The 16,621-nt window shown below is 37.0% G+C and carries 21 protein-coding genes and 1 pseudogene; 8 read left to right on the top strand and 14 right to left on the bottom strand.

The window, feature by feature from the left end; translation table 11 throughout:
* Positions 1 to 226 precede the first annotated feature (226 nt).
* The 6 genes and pseudogenes from AB1422_07110 (at position 227) to AB1422_07085 (ending at position 8,038) form a co-directional block, all read left to right on the top strand.
* The gene (locus AB1422_07110) at positions 227 to 1,726 is read left to right on the top strand and encodes a radical SAM protein (protein MEW6619098.1); all 1,500 of its coding nucleotides are present in this window, start codon (positions 227 to 229) and stop codon (positions 1,724 to 1,726) included.
* Between the two features lie 248 nt (positions 1,727 to 1,974).
* On the top strand, positions 1,975 to 2,778 hold the full coding sequence (locus tag AB1422_07105; GenBank protein ID MEW6619097.1) for a class I SAM-dependent methyltransferase: 804 nt from the start codon (positions 1,975 to 1,977) through the stop codon (positions 2,776 to 2,778).
* A gap of 81 nt (positions 2,779 to 2,859) precedes the next feature.
* Positions 2,860 to 4,092, top strand: a complete 1,233-nt coding sequence (locus tag AB1422_07100) for a glycosyltransferase family 4 protein (GenBank protein ID MEW6619096.1) — start codon at positions 2,860 to 2,862, stop codon at positions 4,090 to 4,092.
* Positions 4,085 to 5,104 carry a glycosyltransferase family 2 protein gene (locus tag AB1422_07095; protein ID MEW6619095.1) on the top strand — a complete coding sequence of 340 codons (1,020 nt, stop codon included), beginning with the start codon at positions 4,085 to 4,087 and terminating at the stop codon, positions 5,102 to 5,104. The genes AB1422_07100 and AB1422_07095 overlap by 8 nt, the downstream gene beginning before the upstream one ends.
* 3 nt (positions 5,105 to 5,107) lie before the next feature.
* Positions 5,108 to 6,577, top strand: a complete 1,470-nt coding sequence (locus tag AB1422_07090; GenBank protein ID MEW6619094.1) for a radical SAM protein — start codon at positions 5,108 to 5,110, stop codon at positions 6,575 to 6,577.
* Between the two features lie 596 nt (positions 6,578 to 7,173).
* Positions 7,174 to 8,038: pseudogene (locus tag AB1422_07085) on the top strand (IS630 family transposase).
* A 210-nt stretch (positions 8,039 to 8,248) separates the two neighbouring features.
* On the opposite strand, the gene AB1422_07080 reads toward AB1422_07085, so the two are convergent.
* From AB1422_07080 to AB1422_07035, 10 genes are all read right to left on the bottom strand, one after another.
* Complete coding sequence (locus AB1422_07080) at positions 8,249 to 9,526, bottom strand: ATP-binding protein (protein ID MEW6619093.1); 1,278 nt, start codon at positions 9,524 to 9,526, stop codon at positions 8,249 to 8,251.
* Positions 9,527 to 9,751: 225 nt separating this feature from the next.
* Positions 9,752 to 10,441, bottom strand: a complete 690-nt coding sequence (locus tag AB1422_07075; GenBank protein ID MEW6619092.1) for a nucleotidyl transferase AbiEii/AbiGii toxin family protein — start codon at positions 10,439 to 10,441, stop codon at positions 9,752 to 9,754.
* On the bottom strand, positions 10,419 to 10,685 hold the full coding sequence (locus tag AB1422_07070) for a hypothetical protein (protein ID MEW6619091.1): 267 nt from the start codon (positions 10,683 to 10,685) through the stop codon (positions 10,419 to 10,421). Before AB1422_07070 ends, AB1422_07075 begins: the two co-directional genes overlap by 23 nt.
* A 52-nt stretch (positions 10,686 to 10,737) precedes the next feature.
* Positions 10,738 to 11,580 carry an arsenite methyltransferase gene (gene arsM / locus AB1422_07065; GenBank protein ID MEW6619090.1) on the bottom strand — a complete coding sequence of 281 codons (843 nt, stop codon included), beginning with the start codon at positions 11,578 to 11,580 and terminating at the stop codon, positions 10,738 to 10,740.
* A gap of 182 nt (positions 11,581 to 11,762) precedes the next feature.
* Entirely contained in the window at positions 11,763 to 12,032 is a 270-nt protein-coding gene (locus AB1422_07060) for a carboxymuconolactone decarboxylase family protein (GenBank protein MEW6619089.1), read from the bottom strand.
* A complete protein-coding gene (locus tag AB1422_07055) occupies positions 12,029 to 12,349 on the bottom strand; it encodes a metalloregulator ArsR/SmtB family transcription factor (protein ID MEW6619088.1) in 321 nt (106 codons plus the stop codon). The genes AB1422_07060 and AB1422_07055 overlap by 4 nt, the downstream gene beginning before the upstream one ends.
* Positions 12,350 to 12,496: 147 nt before the next feature.
* On the bottom strand, positions 12,497 to 12,673 hold the full coding sequence (locus tag AB1422_07050; GenBank protein MEW6619087.1) for a hypothetical protein: 177 nt from the start codon (positions 12,671 to 12,673) through the stop codon (positions 12,497 to 12,499).
* 78 nt (positions 12,674 to 12,751) lie between these two features.
* Positions 12,752 to 13,051: a metalloregulator ArsR/SmtB family transcription factor gene (locus tag AB1422_07045; protein MEW6619086.1), complete on the bottom strand. Its 300-nt coding sequence runs from the start codon at positions 13,049 to 13,051 to the stop codon at positions 12,752 to 12,754.
* Positions 13,052 to 13,279: 228 nt separating this feature from the next.
* Complete coding sequence (locus tag AB1422_07040; protein MEW6619085.1) at positions 13,280 to 13,483, bottom strand: hypothetical protein; 204 nt, start codon at positions 13,481 to 13,483, stop codon at positions 13,280 to 13,282.
* 30 nt (positions 13,484 to 13,513) lie between these two features.
* Positions 13,514 to 13,948, bottom strand: coding sequence for a C-GCAxxG-C-C family (seleno)protein (locus AB1422_07035; GenBank protein MEW6619084.1), 435 nt, complete (start codon positions 13,946 to 13,948; stop codon positions 13,514 to 13,516).
* A gap of 111 nt (positions 13,949 to 14,059) precedes the next feature.
* On the opposite strand from AB1422_07035, the gene AB1422_07030 reads away from it, so the two are divergent.
* Positions 14,060 to 14,941, top strand: coding sequence for a selenium metabolism-associated LysR family transcriptional regulator (locus AB1422_07030; protein MEW6619083.1), 882 nt, complete (start codon positions 14,060 to 14,062; stop codon positions 14,939 to 14,941).
* Positions 14,942 to 14,998: 57 nt separating this feature from the next.
* Here AB1422_07030 and AB1422_07025 read toward each other — a convergent pair whose 3' ends face one another.
* Both AB1422_07025 and AB1422_07020 read right to left on the bottom strand, forming a co-directional pair.
* Complete coding sequence (locus tag AB1422_07025) at positions 14,999 to 15,145, bottom strand: hypothetical protein (protein ID MEW6619082.1); 147 nt, start codon at positions 15,143 to 15,145, stop codon at positions 14,999 to 15,001.
* Between the two features lie 15 nt (positions 15,146 to 15,160).
* Positions 15,161 to 15,373: a HEAT repeat domain-containing protein gene (locus tag AB1422_07020; protein MEW6619081.1), complete on the bottom strand. Its 213-nt coding sequence runs from the start codon at positions 15,371 to 15,373 to the stop codon at positions 15,161 to 15,163.
* Between AB1422_07020 and AB1422_07015 the strand changes: the two genes are divergently transcribed.
* A complete protein-coding gene (locus AB1422_07015; GenBank protein ID MEW6619080.1) occupies positions 15,321 to 15,455 on the top strand; it encodes a hypothetical protein in 135 nt (44 codons plus the stop codon). The genes AB1422_07020 and AB1422_07015 overlap by 53 nt on opposite strands.
* A gap of 45 nt (positions 15,456 to 15,500) precedes the next feature.
* Here AB1422_07015 and AB1422_07010 read toward each other — a convergent pair whose 3' ends face one another.
* Both AB1422_07010 and AB1422_07005 read right to left on the bottom strand, forming a co-directional pair.
* Entirely contained in the window at positions 15,501 to 16,478 is a 978-nt protein-coding gene (locus AB1422_07010) for a hypothetical protein (protein ID MEW6619079.1), read from the bottom strand.
* Positions 16,418 to 16,621 (bottom strand): hypothetical protein (locus AB1422_07005; GenBank protein MEW6619078.1); only part of this gene is annotated, 204 nt, incomplete at its 5' end. The genes AB1422_07005 and AB1422_07010, both read right to left, overlap by 61 nt.

Below are 16,621 nucleotides of genomic sequence, written 5' to 3'. Positions count from 1 at the left end.
AAAGGGGATAAGGAGATAAGAGTGATATGGAGATAAGATAATAGAAATAGATTGAAATTTATAGAAATAGGTAGAAATTGATTGTGGAAAACAACAAATTTCCATAAATTTCTATTAGTTTCTATTAATTTCAATTTTTTTAATAATATCTCCCTATCTCCTTAATCTCCACATCTCCTTTTGTTACACCACCTGAACGCTTACAAACTTTGATTAGAGGAGGACATTGTCAGCAACAATGAAAGTAACCTTTGTCTATCCTGATATATTTGAATATATTCCCGATTACAAAGGAACCTTCTATACTGGAATTGCCTTACTTTCGGCGGTTTTGAAGAGTGCAGGGCATTCTACTTCGCTCGTTCACATAACCAATTCGGAGTATTCCACCGCAGACTTCTCTCACTCTCTCGAACAACATCAACCTGACCTTATTGCCTTTTCTTCAACCACTCACGGTTATGCAATGGTCAAGAAAATGGTGGTGTGTCTTAAAAATGTATATAAAAATACACCGACGATATATGGAGGTATTCATCCCACCCTGTCACCTGAGGAAAGCATACAAACACCCGGGATTGATATGATTTGTGTCGGGGAAGGAGAGGGATGCTTACTGGATGTATGCACAGCACTTGAACAAGGTAAAAGGTTGGATAACATTCCTAATCTATGGTTGAGAATGAATGGAAAGGTGGTACGCAATCCACTGCGGCATCTTATCGAAAACCTCGACGAACTCCCGTTCCCGGACCGTGAACTATTTGATTATCCACATCTATATTTTGAACAGCGGAAGGAAGCAACATTTATGATTTCTCGGGGATGTCCTTATTCTTGCACCTATTGCAGTAACGAAGCACTGAGAAATCTCTATAAGGAATTAGGGCATTATGTCAGATTTCGCTCTGTAAATAGTGTTATCCAGGAAATCCAGCAGGTATTGCATGACTATCCATTTGTTAAGGGGTTGCATTTCGATGACGATATTCTCGTCTTAAAGTCAGATTGGGCACAAGAGTTTGTGGAATTATATAGACAAAAGATTTCGCTACCATTTTGCTGTAATATTCATCCCAGCCTTTGTAATGAGAAAACGATACAAATGCTCTCCTACGCTGGCTGCTATGAACTGCGAATTGGATTAGAAAGTGGCAATGAATATATCCGCAAGGAATTGTTGAATCGCAATCTTGAAAAGAATACCATAATCAACGCCTTTCATACTGCAAGGAAATATGGGATAAAGGTTATGTCTTTTAATATGATTGGTCTTCCTCATGAAAACCCAAGTCGAATATTGGATACCATTAAATTAAATGCACATTGCAGTGTTGACGATATTCGGCATACTATTTTCTATCCTTATCCCGGAACGCGGCTCTATGAGTTGTGCCGTGATGAAAGATTGCTTACTGAACGCAGAGTAAACAATGATTATATGAATACCGTTTTAAATCTTCCCAGCCTATCCTGTCAGCAGTTACATATGTTTTGGCAATACTTTCACACATTTGTAAAAGTTTATGCCTATCTATATCTATTACCAAAGTCTCTGTCGCGATGTGTGGAATTCTTGCTGGATACATTTTTGACTTGTCGTCTGGCACCGACCGTTCTGATATGGTCACGACCTTTGATTCATGTCCTCTGGTTGCAATTGAAGAGTCTAAAAAAGATAATTGCTGGGAAAAAATGTGACGCAGATTATACCTCAGAAGTATAAGAAAGACGGTAGTAACTCAGATTAGTTAAAGTTTAAGATGTATCATACCGATAAAGAGAATAAAGGCAAGTTTTAAGTTGCCAAGAAATTTTGTTTAGAAGGGAAACTCGATGACTACAATATCCTGGTGCAGTCTTGTTTTTGTCAAAGGCCACAGCCTTCATCTTCGCATACCCACTGTGCCGTTGTCCGAAATTGCTTGTTGGCGGTTTGGTTACATTTATAAAAAGAAAAGGTGATTTATTATTATGACTAATGAATTGAATATTAATTTTATCCTTGGTTTATATGAGAAATATTTATATGATCTTCGAAAGGTAAGAAAATATCAAAGAAAATTACATTCTCAAAAGGGTTACACATGGTTTGAAAAACCTTGGTTTGAAAAATATTTTATCTACCGTGCACTGCGATATATTTTAAAAAAGTTTAGTTATACACAGAATGTAGTTAAAATGGATCCTCAATTGGATGATGTTGAGGCAGAACTAACTTATTTATTGATTCGAGAATTTAAGCCAGAGACTGTTGTTGAAATTTCCCCTTGCGGAGGATGGTCAACATCATGGCTCCTAAATGCAATAAAAGATAACGGTTTTGGAATATTATATTCATATGACATAGTGAATTACTCGACAAAATTGGTACCATTAGATTTATCTAAAAATAGGTGGGTGTTTACCAAAGGAGATATAAGGGAAAATACAGAAAAATTACCTCAAAAAATCGATTATCTTTTTATGGATTCAGATCATTCTGACACTTTCGCCCATTGGTATATCCAAAATATATTTTCTAATCTAAAAAATGGAACCCCGGTAAGTGTCCATGATGTATTTCATACGGCAGAGCCTACTGGTTTTGATGCTGAAGGTGGTGTGATTATAGATTGGTTAAAACAGAAAAAGATAGAATATTTTACAGCATCTCCCGCAAAAGAAAAAGTTGTATATGATAAAATTATGTCAATTAAAAACAGATTAAACATCGAAGAACTAATACATTATAGTCAAGGAACTAATCCTATGATTTTTTTTATTTTTAAAAAATGAATTATTCCCAAATATTTTGTTCGATTCGTTCGTTTAGCTCTAAAAACCGTGCACTACCTAAACGCTTACGAGAGATTTAACATGAAAATATTAATTGTATCACCCTTCTATCCATTGCCAATTCGTTCAGGTGGACATAGCCGCATTTTCAATTTAATCCGTTATACTGGACAGCGGCATAATGTGCAACTTCTTTCGTTGATTACCCCTAACCTTTACAGATTTCCAGAGGCATTGGAAGGACTTAAAGAACCTGCCGTTCTTGTCCTGGCCAGAAATAATGATACATTTGGTCAACGGTTGGCTGAAGCTATGTTGCCATGGAAATGGTTGAGAACAATACGGCGATTGCAAGAGCGGATTGTCGGGCTACCACGGGAGGCTTCACGCTTTTATTTCCCACCGCTCGCTCAACATCTCAAAAGATTGTTAATCAAATATCATTTTGATGTTGTTCAGTTGGAATATACTGCTATGGGACGATATTTACCACTGATAAGGAGGTATGCACCTGATGTCAGGATAGTGCTTGACGAAATCGACATTAGCTACATAGCCCTTCAACGCCTTGCAGAACAAAGCAATGACCGACAGAAAAAATTCTTGCAAAGGGAGATAATTCGTATGAGACAATTTGAGCAATCTTTATGGTCACGATGTGATGCAATGATTACCCCTTCAGAAGTAGATTGCCAGCACATTCAACAGTATGCTTCTCCAGAGAAGGTTTGGGTGGTACCTAACGGTGTTGATACAGAATATTTTTCGTTTCATCCTTGTGAAATTAACAATCATTCCATTCTATTTCTCGGTTATTTTCGACATCCTCCGAATGTTATAGGACTGCGTTTTTTTATTCAGGAAGTGTTACCACAGATTCACAAGCATTTGCCAGATGTTCGGCTGGAAGTTGTTGGAGATGCCGTTCCAGAGGATATTAAAAGATTACATAGCACGAATGGTATCACCATACACGGTTATGTTAAAGATGTTTGCGCATTTATGCATCAATGTCGCGCAATGGTAGTGCCCATTTTTAATGGCGGTGGAACACGACTTAAGGTTCTGGAGGCATTTTCCGCTGGATTACCCGTAGTATCAACAGCATTAGGATGTGAAGGGATTGACATTCAGAGCGAACAAGAATTACTATTGGCTAACACATCACAGGAGTTCACCCGAGCATTGTGTAGTTTACTGGAGAATGATTCTCTTGCCTATTCTCTGGCAAAAAGAGCCCGTCAATTGGTTGAAACAAAATACAGTTGGAAAACACTGTCGCAACAACTGGAGGAGGTATGGATTTATGGATAGTCAGCCGCAAGTGGGGCGTTTAAAACATCCATTACTGCTACATCGAGAATCTACTTGTAACATCTCTGTGATTATTGTTAATTGGAATACCTGTGAGTTACTGGAAAAATGTCTTGAGTCAATTTACAATCAGACAATCAATGTAACCTATGAAGTAATCGTTGTAGATAACGGTTCTACAGATGGTAGCTGTGAAATGGTGCAAGTAAAATTTCCTCAGACAATCCTTATCCGAAACGAGAAAAATGAAGGATTCGCTTTTGCCTGCAATGAAGGAATGCGTCAAGCAAATGGACACTATTTTCTCCTTCTTAATAGTGATACAATTATTGTTAATGACGCTATTTCTCAAATAGTGCAATATATGGATGAGAATCAAAGAGCCGGTGCTGGTGGTTGCGGGCTACTAAACCCGGATGGTTCTCTACAACCAGCCTGTGGTTGGTTTCCAACGCTGTATTCCATTCTTGCGAATTTTAATCCCATCGGGAAATTGAGTAATTTGATACAGAAGGAATACAAGTATTTTTCTCCTCCCTTTCTTTCCTACCAGGAACATCTTCAAGAGCAAGATGTTGATTGGATAGTGGGAGCATGTATCATTGTTCGCCGTGAGGCTGTTGAACAGGCAGGTCTTATGGATGAAACAATGTTCTTTTATGCTGAAGAATGGGATTGGTGTTATCGAATTAAGAAGAATGGATGGCATATTATCTATACCCCAAAACCAAAGGTAATTCACATCGGAGGTGGAAGTACTGTAGTATCCCTTGCTAACCGTGTTAGTGCTATTTTAAACGGTCAGCAATATTTTTATCGAAAACATCTTGGTTTTATTAAGGCGAGCATTATCAAACTGATAACTTTAGTTGGGGCATTGGGGAAAGGAATCTTTTGGTCGGTTCTATACATTTTATATTTTTATTCCCCTGACCGTCGAAAATTATTTTTGAATAAAATTAAATGGCATATCTATGTGCTTCGATGGAGTTTTTCTTTAGAAGGAGACTAAACAATGATTGTATTAGCTGAAATTGTCGTTCCTCCATGTGATGTATATGGAGTTAAATATCCACCATTGGCTCTGGCGTGTTTGGCAGGTGCACTTAAAAATGCTGGAGAACAATCGCAAATAGTATTGTTTCGATTTGGGGATGACTCATACAAATGGGTTAATCAAGTACTCGCATTACAGCCACAGGTGGTAGGCTTTTCTGTCCTTGTAGGATTCAAATTGAAGATGGCATTACATCTGTCAAGATTACTCAAACAACTTCAGCCTGATTTACCAATTTTGTGGGGCGGAGTCCATCCTTCCCTTGAACCGGAACAATGCCTCTATGAACCATCTATTGACTGGATATGCGTGGGACCTGGTGAATCTACAATAGTAGCCATAGCCCAGATGCTTCACCGTAATATCGGTATTGAACAGGTTCCGTCACTGGCATATCGTAATAACGGTAAAGTTGTCATTAACCCTCCAGGTATTCCAGGAATTGACTCTACCATAGAACGTCCCGACTGGGAAAGTTTTCCCGTTCAGGAATTTGTCTTTAGCACCAATCATCAAGAGAAAATTATCGGCTTCATCTGTTCGCGAGGATGTCCCTTTAACTGTGGCTTTTGTTACAATAAAGCATTCCATGGCAGACATTGGCAACCATCAGATATAACTCAAATCCAGAAAGAAATGCAGTATCTTCGTTCTCAATATAGTATTAATTCATTTCTCTTTCTGGATGATTGTTTTTTGGGCAATAAAAAGCGTGCGATAGAATTGTTGCAATGGATGAGTCAAAATGGATTTATTTGCTATGCAGTAGATTTGAGAGTAAACCAAATAGATTATGATATCATTGATACATTACATACAGCTGGTATCAGGTCGGTTTTCATTGGTATTGAGTCATCCTCCGAGAGAATATTACAATTAATAACAAAAGGGTTCGGGGTAGAGGATATAGAACGAGCTATGGTAGTTTTGAAAAAATATCCTGATATATTAGTTTTATTGTCGTTCATCGTTGGTTTTCCTACAGAATCATTTCAGGAGATAAAGGAAACAATTTCCACTTGTGCCAAACTGTGTCTTCATCGCTCAAATACATTGATTGCTTTGAATACATATTTACCTTTACCAGGTACGGCATTGTTCAAATTATCATTACAACATGGTTTCAAGGAACCTAAGAATTTGGCAGATTGGATAGCTTTGAATGTAGATGCTTATGGCAGTAGTAAACTTGATTATTTCCCCGGTAGATTCACTGCTACAGAAATCAGGTATATACAACGAGCTATTCTCTATCTACGGATGTTGTATAGACCTTATATAACCGAAAAACTGAAAAGTATCAGGAGATGTGTTGCTGAAATATTCAGATACATAGCAATAGCTCGCTTACATTACCACTTATTGTGGTTTCCTGTTGATATATGGATTTATAATATTCTACGCCGATTATTACAATCTAAAACGTAACTATTCAGCCACTGATTAACACGGATTAGCACGGAATTGGTTTTCAAGTTAATGGGACGCAGATTTGCACAGATTATCAGGATAATAAAAAATTCTGTAGTTTAAAATCTTGAAAATCTGCGTTTATCTGCGTCCAACGTAACTATTCACCACGAAGGGCACGGAGAGCACGAAGTGAAATTTGATGAATTATCGAATAGAGTCATTACCTAAAATAGTAGAGAGTAGAGAGTAGTCAGTAGGGAAGAGGTGAAGAGTGAACAGTAATTACTGACTACTAACTACTGACTACTATTTAAGGTTGGTCTATTGATAAATTTCAATGTGGAAAGATAGAAAGAAAGCATAAAGAGATTTGTTCTGTAACATCTCCCTGCCCTTCGTGCTCTTCGTGGTGAATAGTTACTAAACAAAAATATTGATTTTAAGGAAAGATTAAAGGGGAGGGCAAAGAGATATGGGTAGGATTTAAGGATGGGAGGTGTAATTATTACATAATCTCTCTAATCCTACTTCTGATGCGGGGTTAGAATAGGTCCGACCCTCTAGAAGAAGGTTTGGAAGCAGCCCTGGGACGCAGGATGCCACGGCGTGAATATCGGCGAAAGATTGATGGCGACGCTGAAGTTCATCTGGTTGCTCTGGCCTGCAACGAGCCACCAGAAGGTCGCAGTCGATGGACACTGAGATTGCTTGCAGAGAGGATGGTTACATTAGAGTATATCGATTCGGTATCTAAGGACACCGTGCATCGCACTTTAAAAAAACGAAATTAAACCTTGGTTAAGCAAACAATGGTGTATTCCGCCTCAAGCTAATGCAGAATTTGTTTGGCGAATGGAAGATGTTTTAGATGTGTACAAACGGCCTTATGATCCGCTGCGTCCAATGGTATGTTTAGACGAGTTGTGCAGACAATTGATTGGCGAGATACGCAAGCCAATCCCAGCAGAACCTGGACAGCCGCTCAGGTATGACCACGAGTATAGACGCAATGGCGTTGCTAATCTGTTTATGGCGTTTGAACCGTTGGCTGGCAAAAGACATGTGGAAGTGACCGAACACCGCACAAAAGTCGATTTTGCTAAGTTCATCCGCAATCTGGTTGAAGAGAAATATCCAGAAAGCCAAAAGATTGTTTTGGTAATAGACAACCTTAATACGCATACACCAGCGTCTTTGTACGAACTGTTTGAACCTGGCGAAGCAAAGCGTATTGCGGATCGCCTGGAGATTCACCACACGCCAAAGCATGGCAGTTGGCTGAATATGGCAGAGATAGAATTAAGTGTTCTGAGCGAACAGTGTTTGTCACGAAGAATCGAAAACATTTCTGAGATGAAAAGGGAGGTGGCATCTTGGAAATCAGATAGGAACAAGGTAGAGGCTAAAGTGAAGTGGCAATTTACAACCCCAGATGCCCGGATTAAGTTGAAGCGACTTTATCCATCAATTGAATAGAGACAGGGTACTAGCCCAATGAATAGTTCATAATCTTTTGGTAAATATGTTGTTTGTGTCATAAGTTTGTCCTCCTTATTTTAGTTAGTTAATACTTTTTGTATAGTATACCACAAAATCTTTCGCAGGTCAAACTTGACACTTTATCATATCATCTCTGCGGTGAGCAGTTACAGAATAAGATGGGAAATAGGCACAAAGGATTTTTCACTATTCTAATAGCCATTTCCATAAGGGGATAAATCTAATCATTTTATCCTTAAATTTCTCCTGGGTTTTATAATCCCAGGTAATCACCAATAGCTCATTACAATTTAAGTCATTACTTGCCTCAACCAATGCCTTTAACTCCCTTTCACGGATAAGGGAATTATCCATTTCATAACATACCTGGATTAAGCCTTTAATCTTTAGTCCTTCCTTGAGAACAAAATCAACCTCTTTATTATTCCTTGTCTTATAATAAAAAAGGTTCTCGTTGGATTTGAATCCTCGTCTTAAGCATTCTGTCATAACCAAATTCTCCATCAACCTACCTAAATTCTGGGAAGATAGAAGTGGAATAAAGCCATTGTCCACAAGGTATATCTTCTTTGGGGTTTTAATCACCTCTTGCATCTTAAAAGAGAATCGGTTTAAAGGAAAGAATAAGTAGGTTTCTTCAAGATATCTCAGATAATTCTGAAGGGTATTTGTGCTTCTAAACTCCAAGATATTCGTTAATCTTTTGAAGCTAAACTCATTACAAAAATTAGCGGTTAAATAGAGGGATAATTCATAGATTTTCTGAGAGAATCTAATATTATACCTTTTAACTATATCCCGCAGAAGGATGGCATCAAAGAGTGTTTGCAGATATATCCTTGGCTCTAAATTTGTGACTACCACCTCAGGGAATCCACCCTTCTTAAGATAATCGTCCAGATAGTTTAAAATCCGTCCTTTAACCTCAGGAAGATTAAACTCTTCTTCCCCTACCTTTAGCTCTTTAGCCCTTAAGACCTCCCTGAAATTAAATGGGAAAATCTCTATCGGAATGTATCTGCCAGTTAATCTATTGGACATCTCCTGAGAAAGGAGTCGGGCATTCGAACCAGTTAAGACTAAATTAAATCCCCTTCTCTGGAGTTTATTGACAAATAACTCCCAGTCTGGTAGATTTTGAATTTCATCAAATAAAATAATATTTGTCTGGGGATAGACCTCATGGATTGACTTAAGGATTTCATCATAATCCTTTATCTTCAAAATGGCTTCATCATCAAAATTTATATAAGCAAAGTCCTTATCCTTTAAGAGCAGGAGTGAGAATACAGATTTCCCTGCCCTTCTTGGACCAGTAACTATCTTAATGAGCGAAGAGTCTAAATATTTTCTCCCAAAATCAAGTTTTTCTCGTTCGATATAATCTTTTGAGAGGAGTCTTTCTTTTTCTAATTTATGTTGCAAGACTATCTCTTTGGTCATTTTCCTAATTATACTGAACAAAATCTCCTTTTTTTATTCACTATATTGATTATACTATACAAACAGAGTTTTGTCAAGTGGTTGTCTAAGAATTTTTTTCGACCTGTGAAATAGGTCGACCTGGGAAAACAAAATTATACCACACTCCTTTATCCCCTTATCCCCCTTCATTTTTTTCCCTCCTAAAAATAGATTTTAGCCACAGAGACAAGTTTTTGATAATTTTACCAAATATCTTTGCGGTTACTATATCTTTACCAGTTGGTATAGCCAGTTAATAATTTCCTTATAAAATTTAAGAAAATCGTCCAGGTCAAAATCTCTGAATATTTGAGGGAAGATTGCTTGATTTTTCATTAAAAAAGCAAGCCCTTCTTCTATTTGAAAAGATACAGTAGGAGGATCCTCAAAGATGGCATCTTTCATTCTGGCACTATGATACAACTTGTCCATATCCTCCCGGGGAAACGAACGGTGTATAAAGTAAAAATCAATAAAGTCCTTGGGTTCTGTTCTACTGGCAATGGTACAGAACTTATTAGAAAAGATATTATTAATCGTATCAACTAAAAGATAGTGCTTGTTTTCCAATAAAACCTTTTGCCTGTTTTCTTTGTTTGAGAGTGAATCAATAACAAAATCAACCTTTATTTCATTTATCAGATACGAGAGAAAGTTTGGACTTTCTTTGATTTTAATACCATTTTGTGGCCACATTCTCCTTATCCAAAAGTCTATTTCAGCCAGGTCTAAGGAATGAAGTGTAAAGAAATCCAAATCCTCCGATACTCTATGGTGTAGATAGAATACCGCAAGAGCTGTACCACCGGTCAAAAAGAAAGATTCCTCTATCGTCGGATGTGTCATAAGCTGAAGTAATATTTCCCGTTGTGTTTGTGAGGCATAATAGTTTTTATTTTCTATGAGGTTTTCCATAAACTTCAATCATCCTCGTCCATTTTCTATAAGTATAAGGTGTTAGTTTTAGATTATGTAATTGTTGAGCTATTTCATCTATTTTGAAATAGGTTATCGTATCAATAACCCTGCCATATTCAAGAAATCTCTTTAATATCCATAGATATGAACTGGAGTTTTTTTCCTCTTGAAGGTATTTTTTTAGATTTTCTTTATTGGTAAATTGTGGATAATCCCAAAAAACTGCCTTAAGATAATTCATTAATTCCACCATCCTCTCTCTCACCAGATTATACCAGACAATCACCATTTTGTCAAAGCAAAAGATTTCCACCTGTGCAGGTAACTTTAGACCTGTGTCTCTTCTTCCCCTCTACATAAACACTGACAACATAGTTTTTTAGAGATTCTGTCCCTCCCAAATTATCCCAAATTGCCCTTGCTATGGGATCTTTTGTGTTCAGGTCGATACAGGCTGTGTCTTTAATGTTGACTTTAACATCCTTTAACCCTGCTTTTTCAACAACCCTTTTGTATTCATCAACTAGAATTGCGCCAGCAACACAACCTACATAAGCCTCAATGCTTTCCTGTATTTTCTTTGGAAGCTCTTTTAAAAGGGCAATGTCCGAAATCGCTATCCTGCCGCCAGGCTTTAAAACCCGATAAACTTCCTGAAATACCTTTGGTTTATCAGCCGATAAATTAATGACACAATTACTCATCACCACATCAACTGAATTACCTGCTACAGGTAAGTTTTCTATCTCACCGAGCCTGAATTCAACATTACCAATCTTGTTCTTTTCTGCATTGTTTCTTGCTTTCTCAATCATCTCTGGTGTCATATCCACACCGATAACCTTGCCATTTGCACCAACTTTGCTTGCCGCCAGAAAGCAATCAAACCCAGCACCACAGCCAAGGTCAAGGACAATTTCACCTTCTTTGAGGTTGGCTAATGCCGTCGGATTTCCACAGCTTAAAGCAAAATTAGCCTCTTCTGGAATAGCCTTCAATTCTTCTTCAGAATAACCGATGGATTTGGCAAACTCTTTGGTATTTGGCCCACAAGTGCCACATCCACAACCTTCTTTTCCTTGGGCAATCTTGCTATAGGCTTCTTCTACAATCTTTTGTATTTTGTTCTTCTTCATTTTTATCACCCATTTTTCTATAGATTTCCTCATAGGCTTTACAACAAGGACAGAATTTTTCACCCTTTTTTATCATCCTGGCAAAGGAAGAATGGGGAAATTTCCTTTTAATGTTGCACATTGGACAAACAGAGGAAATAAACGCCAAAAATCTTTTGCAATTCATCGCTATCACCTCCATATTATTTTGCCTCCAATAGCTCTTTTGCTATTTTAAGAGGCTCTTTCATCCTGTCTGCATTTTCTTCTCTCACGGCCTTACGCAGGCATTCAGACTTCTCCAAAGACTCGGCTATTGATATAACCTTCTTTAGGTCTTCCTTAGAACAACCCTCTTTCAACGCCTTATCAATGTAAAATTTGGTGCAAGGCTTACACCCTACCCCGATGACTATGGCAAGAGAAATTAGATTCTCTATTCTCTCTTCTTCAGAAACACAGCATCCGCTCATTCTTTATCACCTCCTTTTTTTACAATTTTATAGTTTTTTAAAAAATCCAGACAGCATTCAAACATTGAGAGAAAATCGCCACAGCATTCCTTCAGCCAATCCTTATTCAAGGAATAGTAAATATTCTGTCCCTTTCTCTTTGATTTTACCAGTCCTGCTCGCTTTAAAATATCCAGATGATGAGAGATGGTAGGCTGGGATACCTCAAAAGCCTCCCCTATATCAGAGACACACATTTCTTTTTCTTCCAGCATCTTTAAGATGTGGACTCTTGTCTCATCCGATAATGCCTTGAAAAAATTCTCACATTTTCCCATTTAAGCCCTCCAATATTTATACATATTTACAATTGTCTATATTCTAACACAAAAATTTTATCTTGTCAAGGTTTTTTTTGATTCCCCCCTAAATTTAATTCATCTGGGCGGCCTCAAATCTCTTAAGACCGCCCAGAATTTAACCACCTAACGACAACAGATGTCTTTAAATGGTGCTTCGCCACAGCAACAAGCTTTTATGCACTTCTTCAGATTCTCTGGCTTAAGTGCATCTTTTACCCTGGCGCCGGTAATTTGAACTTGATAGCCATCTTTAAGTTCAATTACCTTTACTTCGCACTTGATGTCGCTTTCACCACACATTTTTAATCACCTCCTTTTTATTAGTTTATGCTCATTTACTTATATATTTAGGAAAAAAATATAAACCTTCCTTATTTTTTACACTTTATTATGTTTTACTCTCTCTAAACAACCACAGGTACATATTCTATTCAATCTCTGTCGGCAGTTTTCTAATACATTACGATTTAAGGTGTAATAAATCCAGTAACCCTTTCGCTCATCTTTTACAAACCCGGCTGCTTTCAAAACCCTTAAGTGTTGAGAGACCGCCGACTGGGTTATTCCTAAATTCTCAGCTAACGCATTTACATTCATATCATTTTTTTTAAGGCACTCAATTATTTCTATTCTTTTATCCACCGATAAAAGTTTAAATAGTTCTGCTGATTCTTTCATAACACATTCTCCATAATTTATTAAAGTATTTTAGCATACACTTATATTATACACAAATAAAAACCATTTGTCAAGATCTTTTTGTTAAAAATGCATTTATTTCAGTCTTAAGTCCTGAACGGTCTCATTCACCCGCCAATGCTAAAACCCCATCCAGCTCTTCACCTTTTTACAGTTTTCTTTTATAGTAACATCATTAGTGATGAATCTTCTTAACATCCCTTAGCCTTAAATAGCATAATAGGAAGTTGAACCAATGGGCCGACAATAGCAATGGCTAATGCTGTTTTCTGCACCAAAGGCTGATGTGGCTAAGGCAAGAGCAATAGCATTATTCTTAGCCATGGTGCTGATAGTCAAAGCAATTGAATCCTCATAACACAATTGGGCTATATTTCCAAAGAGACTTGAAGAGATAAGGAGAATAATCAAAAATAATGCTCTTACCCAGTTTTAAGAAGCTCACCCTTTTATTATCCCTCTTTCTGCCAATATTTCTGAGAGAATCCCTGCTGCCGTGGCGGTTAACCTTTTACACTTCTGCATATTTTCTTGTTCACCGAATCCTTTCAGTATGGTTTGGCAATTGGTAGAGCCAAATTTATCTAAGAAGTGTCTTCTAAACTCTGATGCCAACTCACAGACATCCTTTATATCCCTACCCGGCTCCATTCTTCCAAGTATGCATCCCAAAGCGATTACTCCTCCGGTTAATGCTCCACAGACATCCTCTTTGGTCTTACCAATTCCTCCACCAAAACCTGAGGCAACTTTTGGTATTTCACTGCTTACCTCTTTTGTAAAGAACTCGGTTATTGTCTTTGAAATTGCTTCGGCACAGTGAAATCCTCCTTCAAAATAATCAAACGCCCTCTGTTCTACTTCTTCTTTTACCACTTTTTATCACCTCCTCCCCTCCTTAATTTTTTATTTGAAATTGTAGCACAAAGTATGATATAATTCAAATAAATTGTTTTTATAATAATGATAACTAAAGGTGATAATAGAATGAACCTAAATCAACTAAGAGTTTTTCATAATGTGGCTAAATTACAGAGCTTTACAAGAGCAGCTTCAGAATTATATTTGACCCAGCCTGGGATTAGTAAGCATATTAAAGAATTGGAGGAATATTATGGAATTAGACTATTTGATCGGCTCGGCAAGAAGGTTATGCTTACCCAGGCAGGAGAAATTTTATTCGCAACCACCAAAGATATGTTTAATTTAGTAAATGAAGCAAAGATAAAGATTGATGAATTAAAAGAAATAAGGGGTGGAAAACTAACTATGGGTGCCAGTGTTACCATTGGTACCTATATTTTACCTGAGATTTTAGGAAAATTCAGGCATAAATATCCTGATATTGAGATAGCATTAGATATTTTTTTGAGCCAGGAGATAGTAGAAAAGGTTTTGGCTAATATGCTTGATATAGGATTTATTGGAGCACCAGTAAATGATGAGAGGTTGACTATAAACCAATTCTTGACCGATGAGTTAGTAGTAATTATCCCACCTCAGCATAAATGGGCAGGTAGAGAATTTATTGAGCCCAATGAGTTGATCAACCAACCATTTATCCTATCAAGAGAGGGTTCTGGAACAAGGACGATTGTAGAAGAGCGACTAAAACAGATAGGTGTTATTTTGAAGAAAACAATTGAATTTGGAAATACAGAGGCAACCAAAAAGGCAGTAGAAGCAGGATTAGGCATCTCAATCATATCCAAATATGCTATTTTAAGGGAAATAAATGCAGGCATACTTAAATCACTTTCTTTATCCGAGGTTAACCTTAAGCGTAATTTTTACTTTATTTATTGCAAAGACAAATATTTTACCAATGTAGTCAAAGCATTTTTGAGTTTATTATCCTCTCCTTCATAACCATAGATATACTTACTAAATCTTCAGAGCCGACCTGGATTTGGGATTCCCTATCTTTCAGACAATAGGACAGACTATCGGCTCTTTTGGTAGCTTGCTCGGGCAAAGATATCGTGGAGCCCCCAAACTTTTTTTCTCACCACTTTGGCTATACCATACTGGCAAGGTAATAATAGAACCACAGGCAGAAGCAAATCTTGCCACCACACACGATTATCCTTAAATTATGAGGGGTGTCCCTTTTACTACAATAGCATCTTTTATCTCCTTGACAACCTTCGGGTTCTCTTCCTTTGATAATGCTCTTTTGAGTATATCTTTTGCCCTTTTTGTTCCTATTCTGCCTAATGCCCAAGCAGAATAGGCTCTCATTTGTGGCTTGGGATGGTGGATTGCCTCCTCAAGTGCAGAGATAGCCGCAGGGTCAGCAATGTTACCCAGAGCAATGACACCATTCCCTCGGATTGTGTCTATCCCTGCCCATCTGGCAAATGAAGGAATTACCCTTCGATAGTATTCTACATCAGCAGTTACCAGAGGGATGAGTTCTGGATATCGCTTACTTCCTTAGAGGATATTCAATTTTTTTCAGCATAAACGTTCCTTTCGGAGCCTTTAAATATACTTCATTCCCATAACAGTACATATTAAAATTGTTATCCACTTCCACCCAAATCGGTGGTAGCTTAACTAAGTTATAGCCTATATCAAGATTTAATACTACTACCCTATCACTATCAATTTTTTTAAAATTTGCGAATATTTTATCCGGTGATATTATATATCTTTTAGTTTTAACCCCTCTTATCCCTATACATAACATGCCCTCTGAATTAATCCTCATTAATTCAATAGAATTAAGTATATTATTTTTCTTCAGTTGAAATTTCTTAATTAAATTTCCGTCTGGATTATAGATATGCACCCTACATTTTTTCTTGTCATAAATATAAGCTTTACCCATTCTATCGAATATTACTGAGTAAGAGAAAGGAAGTCCATCACCTATTTTCCACTTTAATATTTTCCTTCCATCTTTATCAAATTTTTGAATAAAATATTCGCGTTCTATTCTACCTCTTCTATAAAATATCCACTGCTGCAATTTCTCTTTGTCACTATATACACCATTTGGAATTTTACTACGTTCACCCCACAAATAGATGTTCCCTTCTCGATCTATACTTATTTGGTTTATTCGAACTCGCTCATCATATTTATTCATATCATAGCTCCTAACATAAATTCCTTCTTTATCTAACTTATGAACAATATTATCGTGATGTAGAAAATATAAATTTCTGTAGTCATCTTGGCCAATAATGCTCCCTAAATACAGCTTATGATCTACTTTGATATTTATATACTTAATATATCTACCTTTTTTATCAAATACCTTTATTTTATCTTGAAAAATGTCAGAAATATATAAATTGTTATTAATATCAAACCAAATTCTAAAAGTTGGAGGATAATCTAAAACTTTTTTATTATTATAGGGGTCACACCAACTAATCTCATTTTCTTTATTGCCCAAGGTATTGTAAATTCAGTAATCTTTATCTCCTTTTCTCTTTCAGAACCACCTTCTGAACACTGGTCATAGAAACATCCTTCCAGTAGAATTAAAAGTATTAAAATCACTCCCCCAGACTTGATTAACTTCTTCTTCATTCCTTC

It is taken from the genome of bacterium, from assembly GCA_040757115.1.
GTDB lineage: Bacteria > UBA9089 > CG2-30-40-21 > CG2-30-40-21 > SBAY01 > JBFLXS01.
Note: the sequence above shows the minus strand (reverse complement) of the source record. Positions and strands in the feature narration are given on the sequence as shown.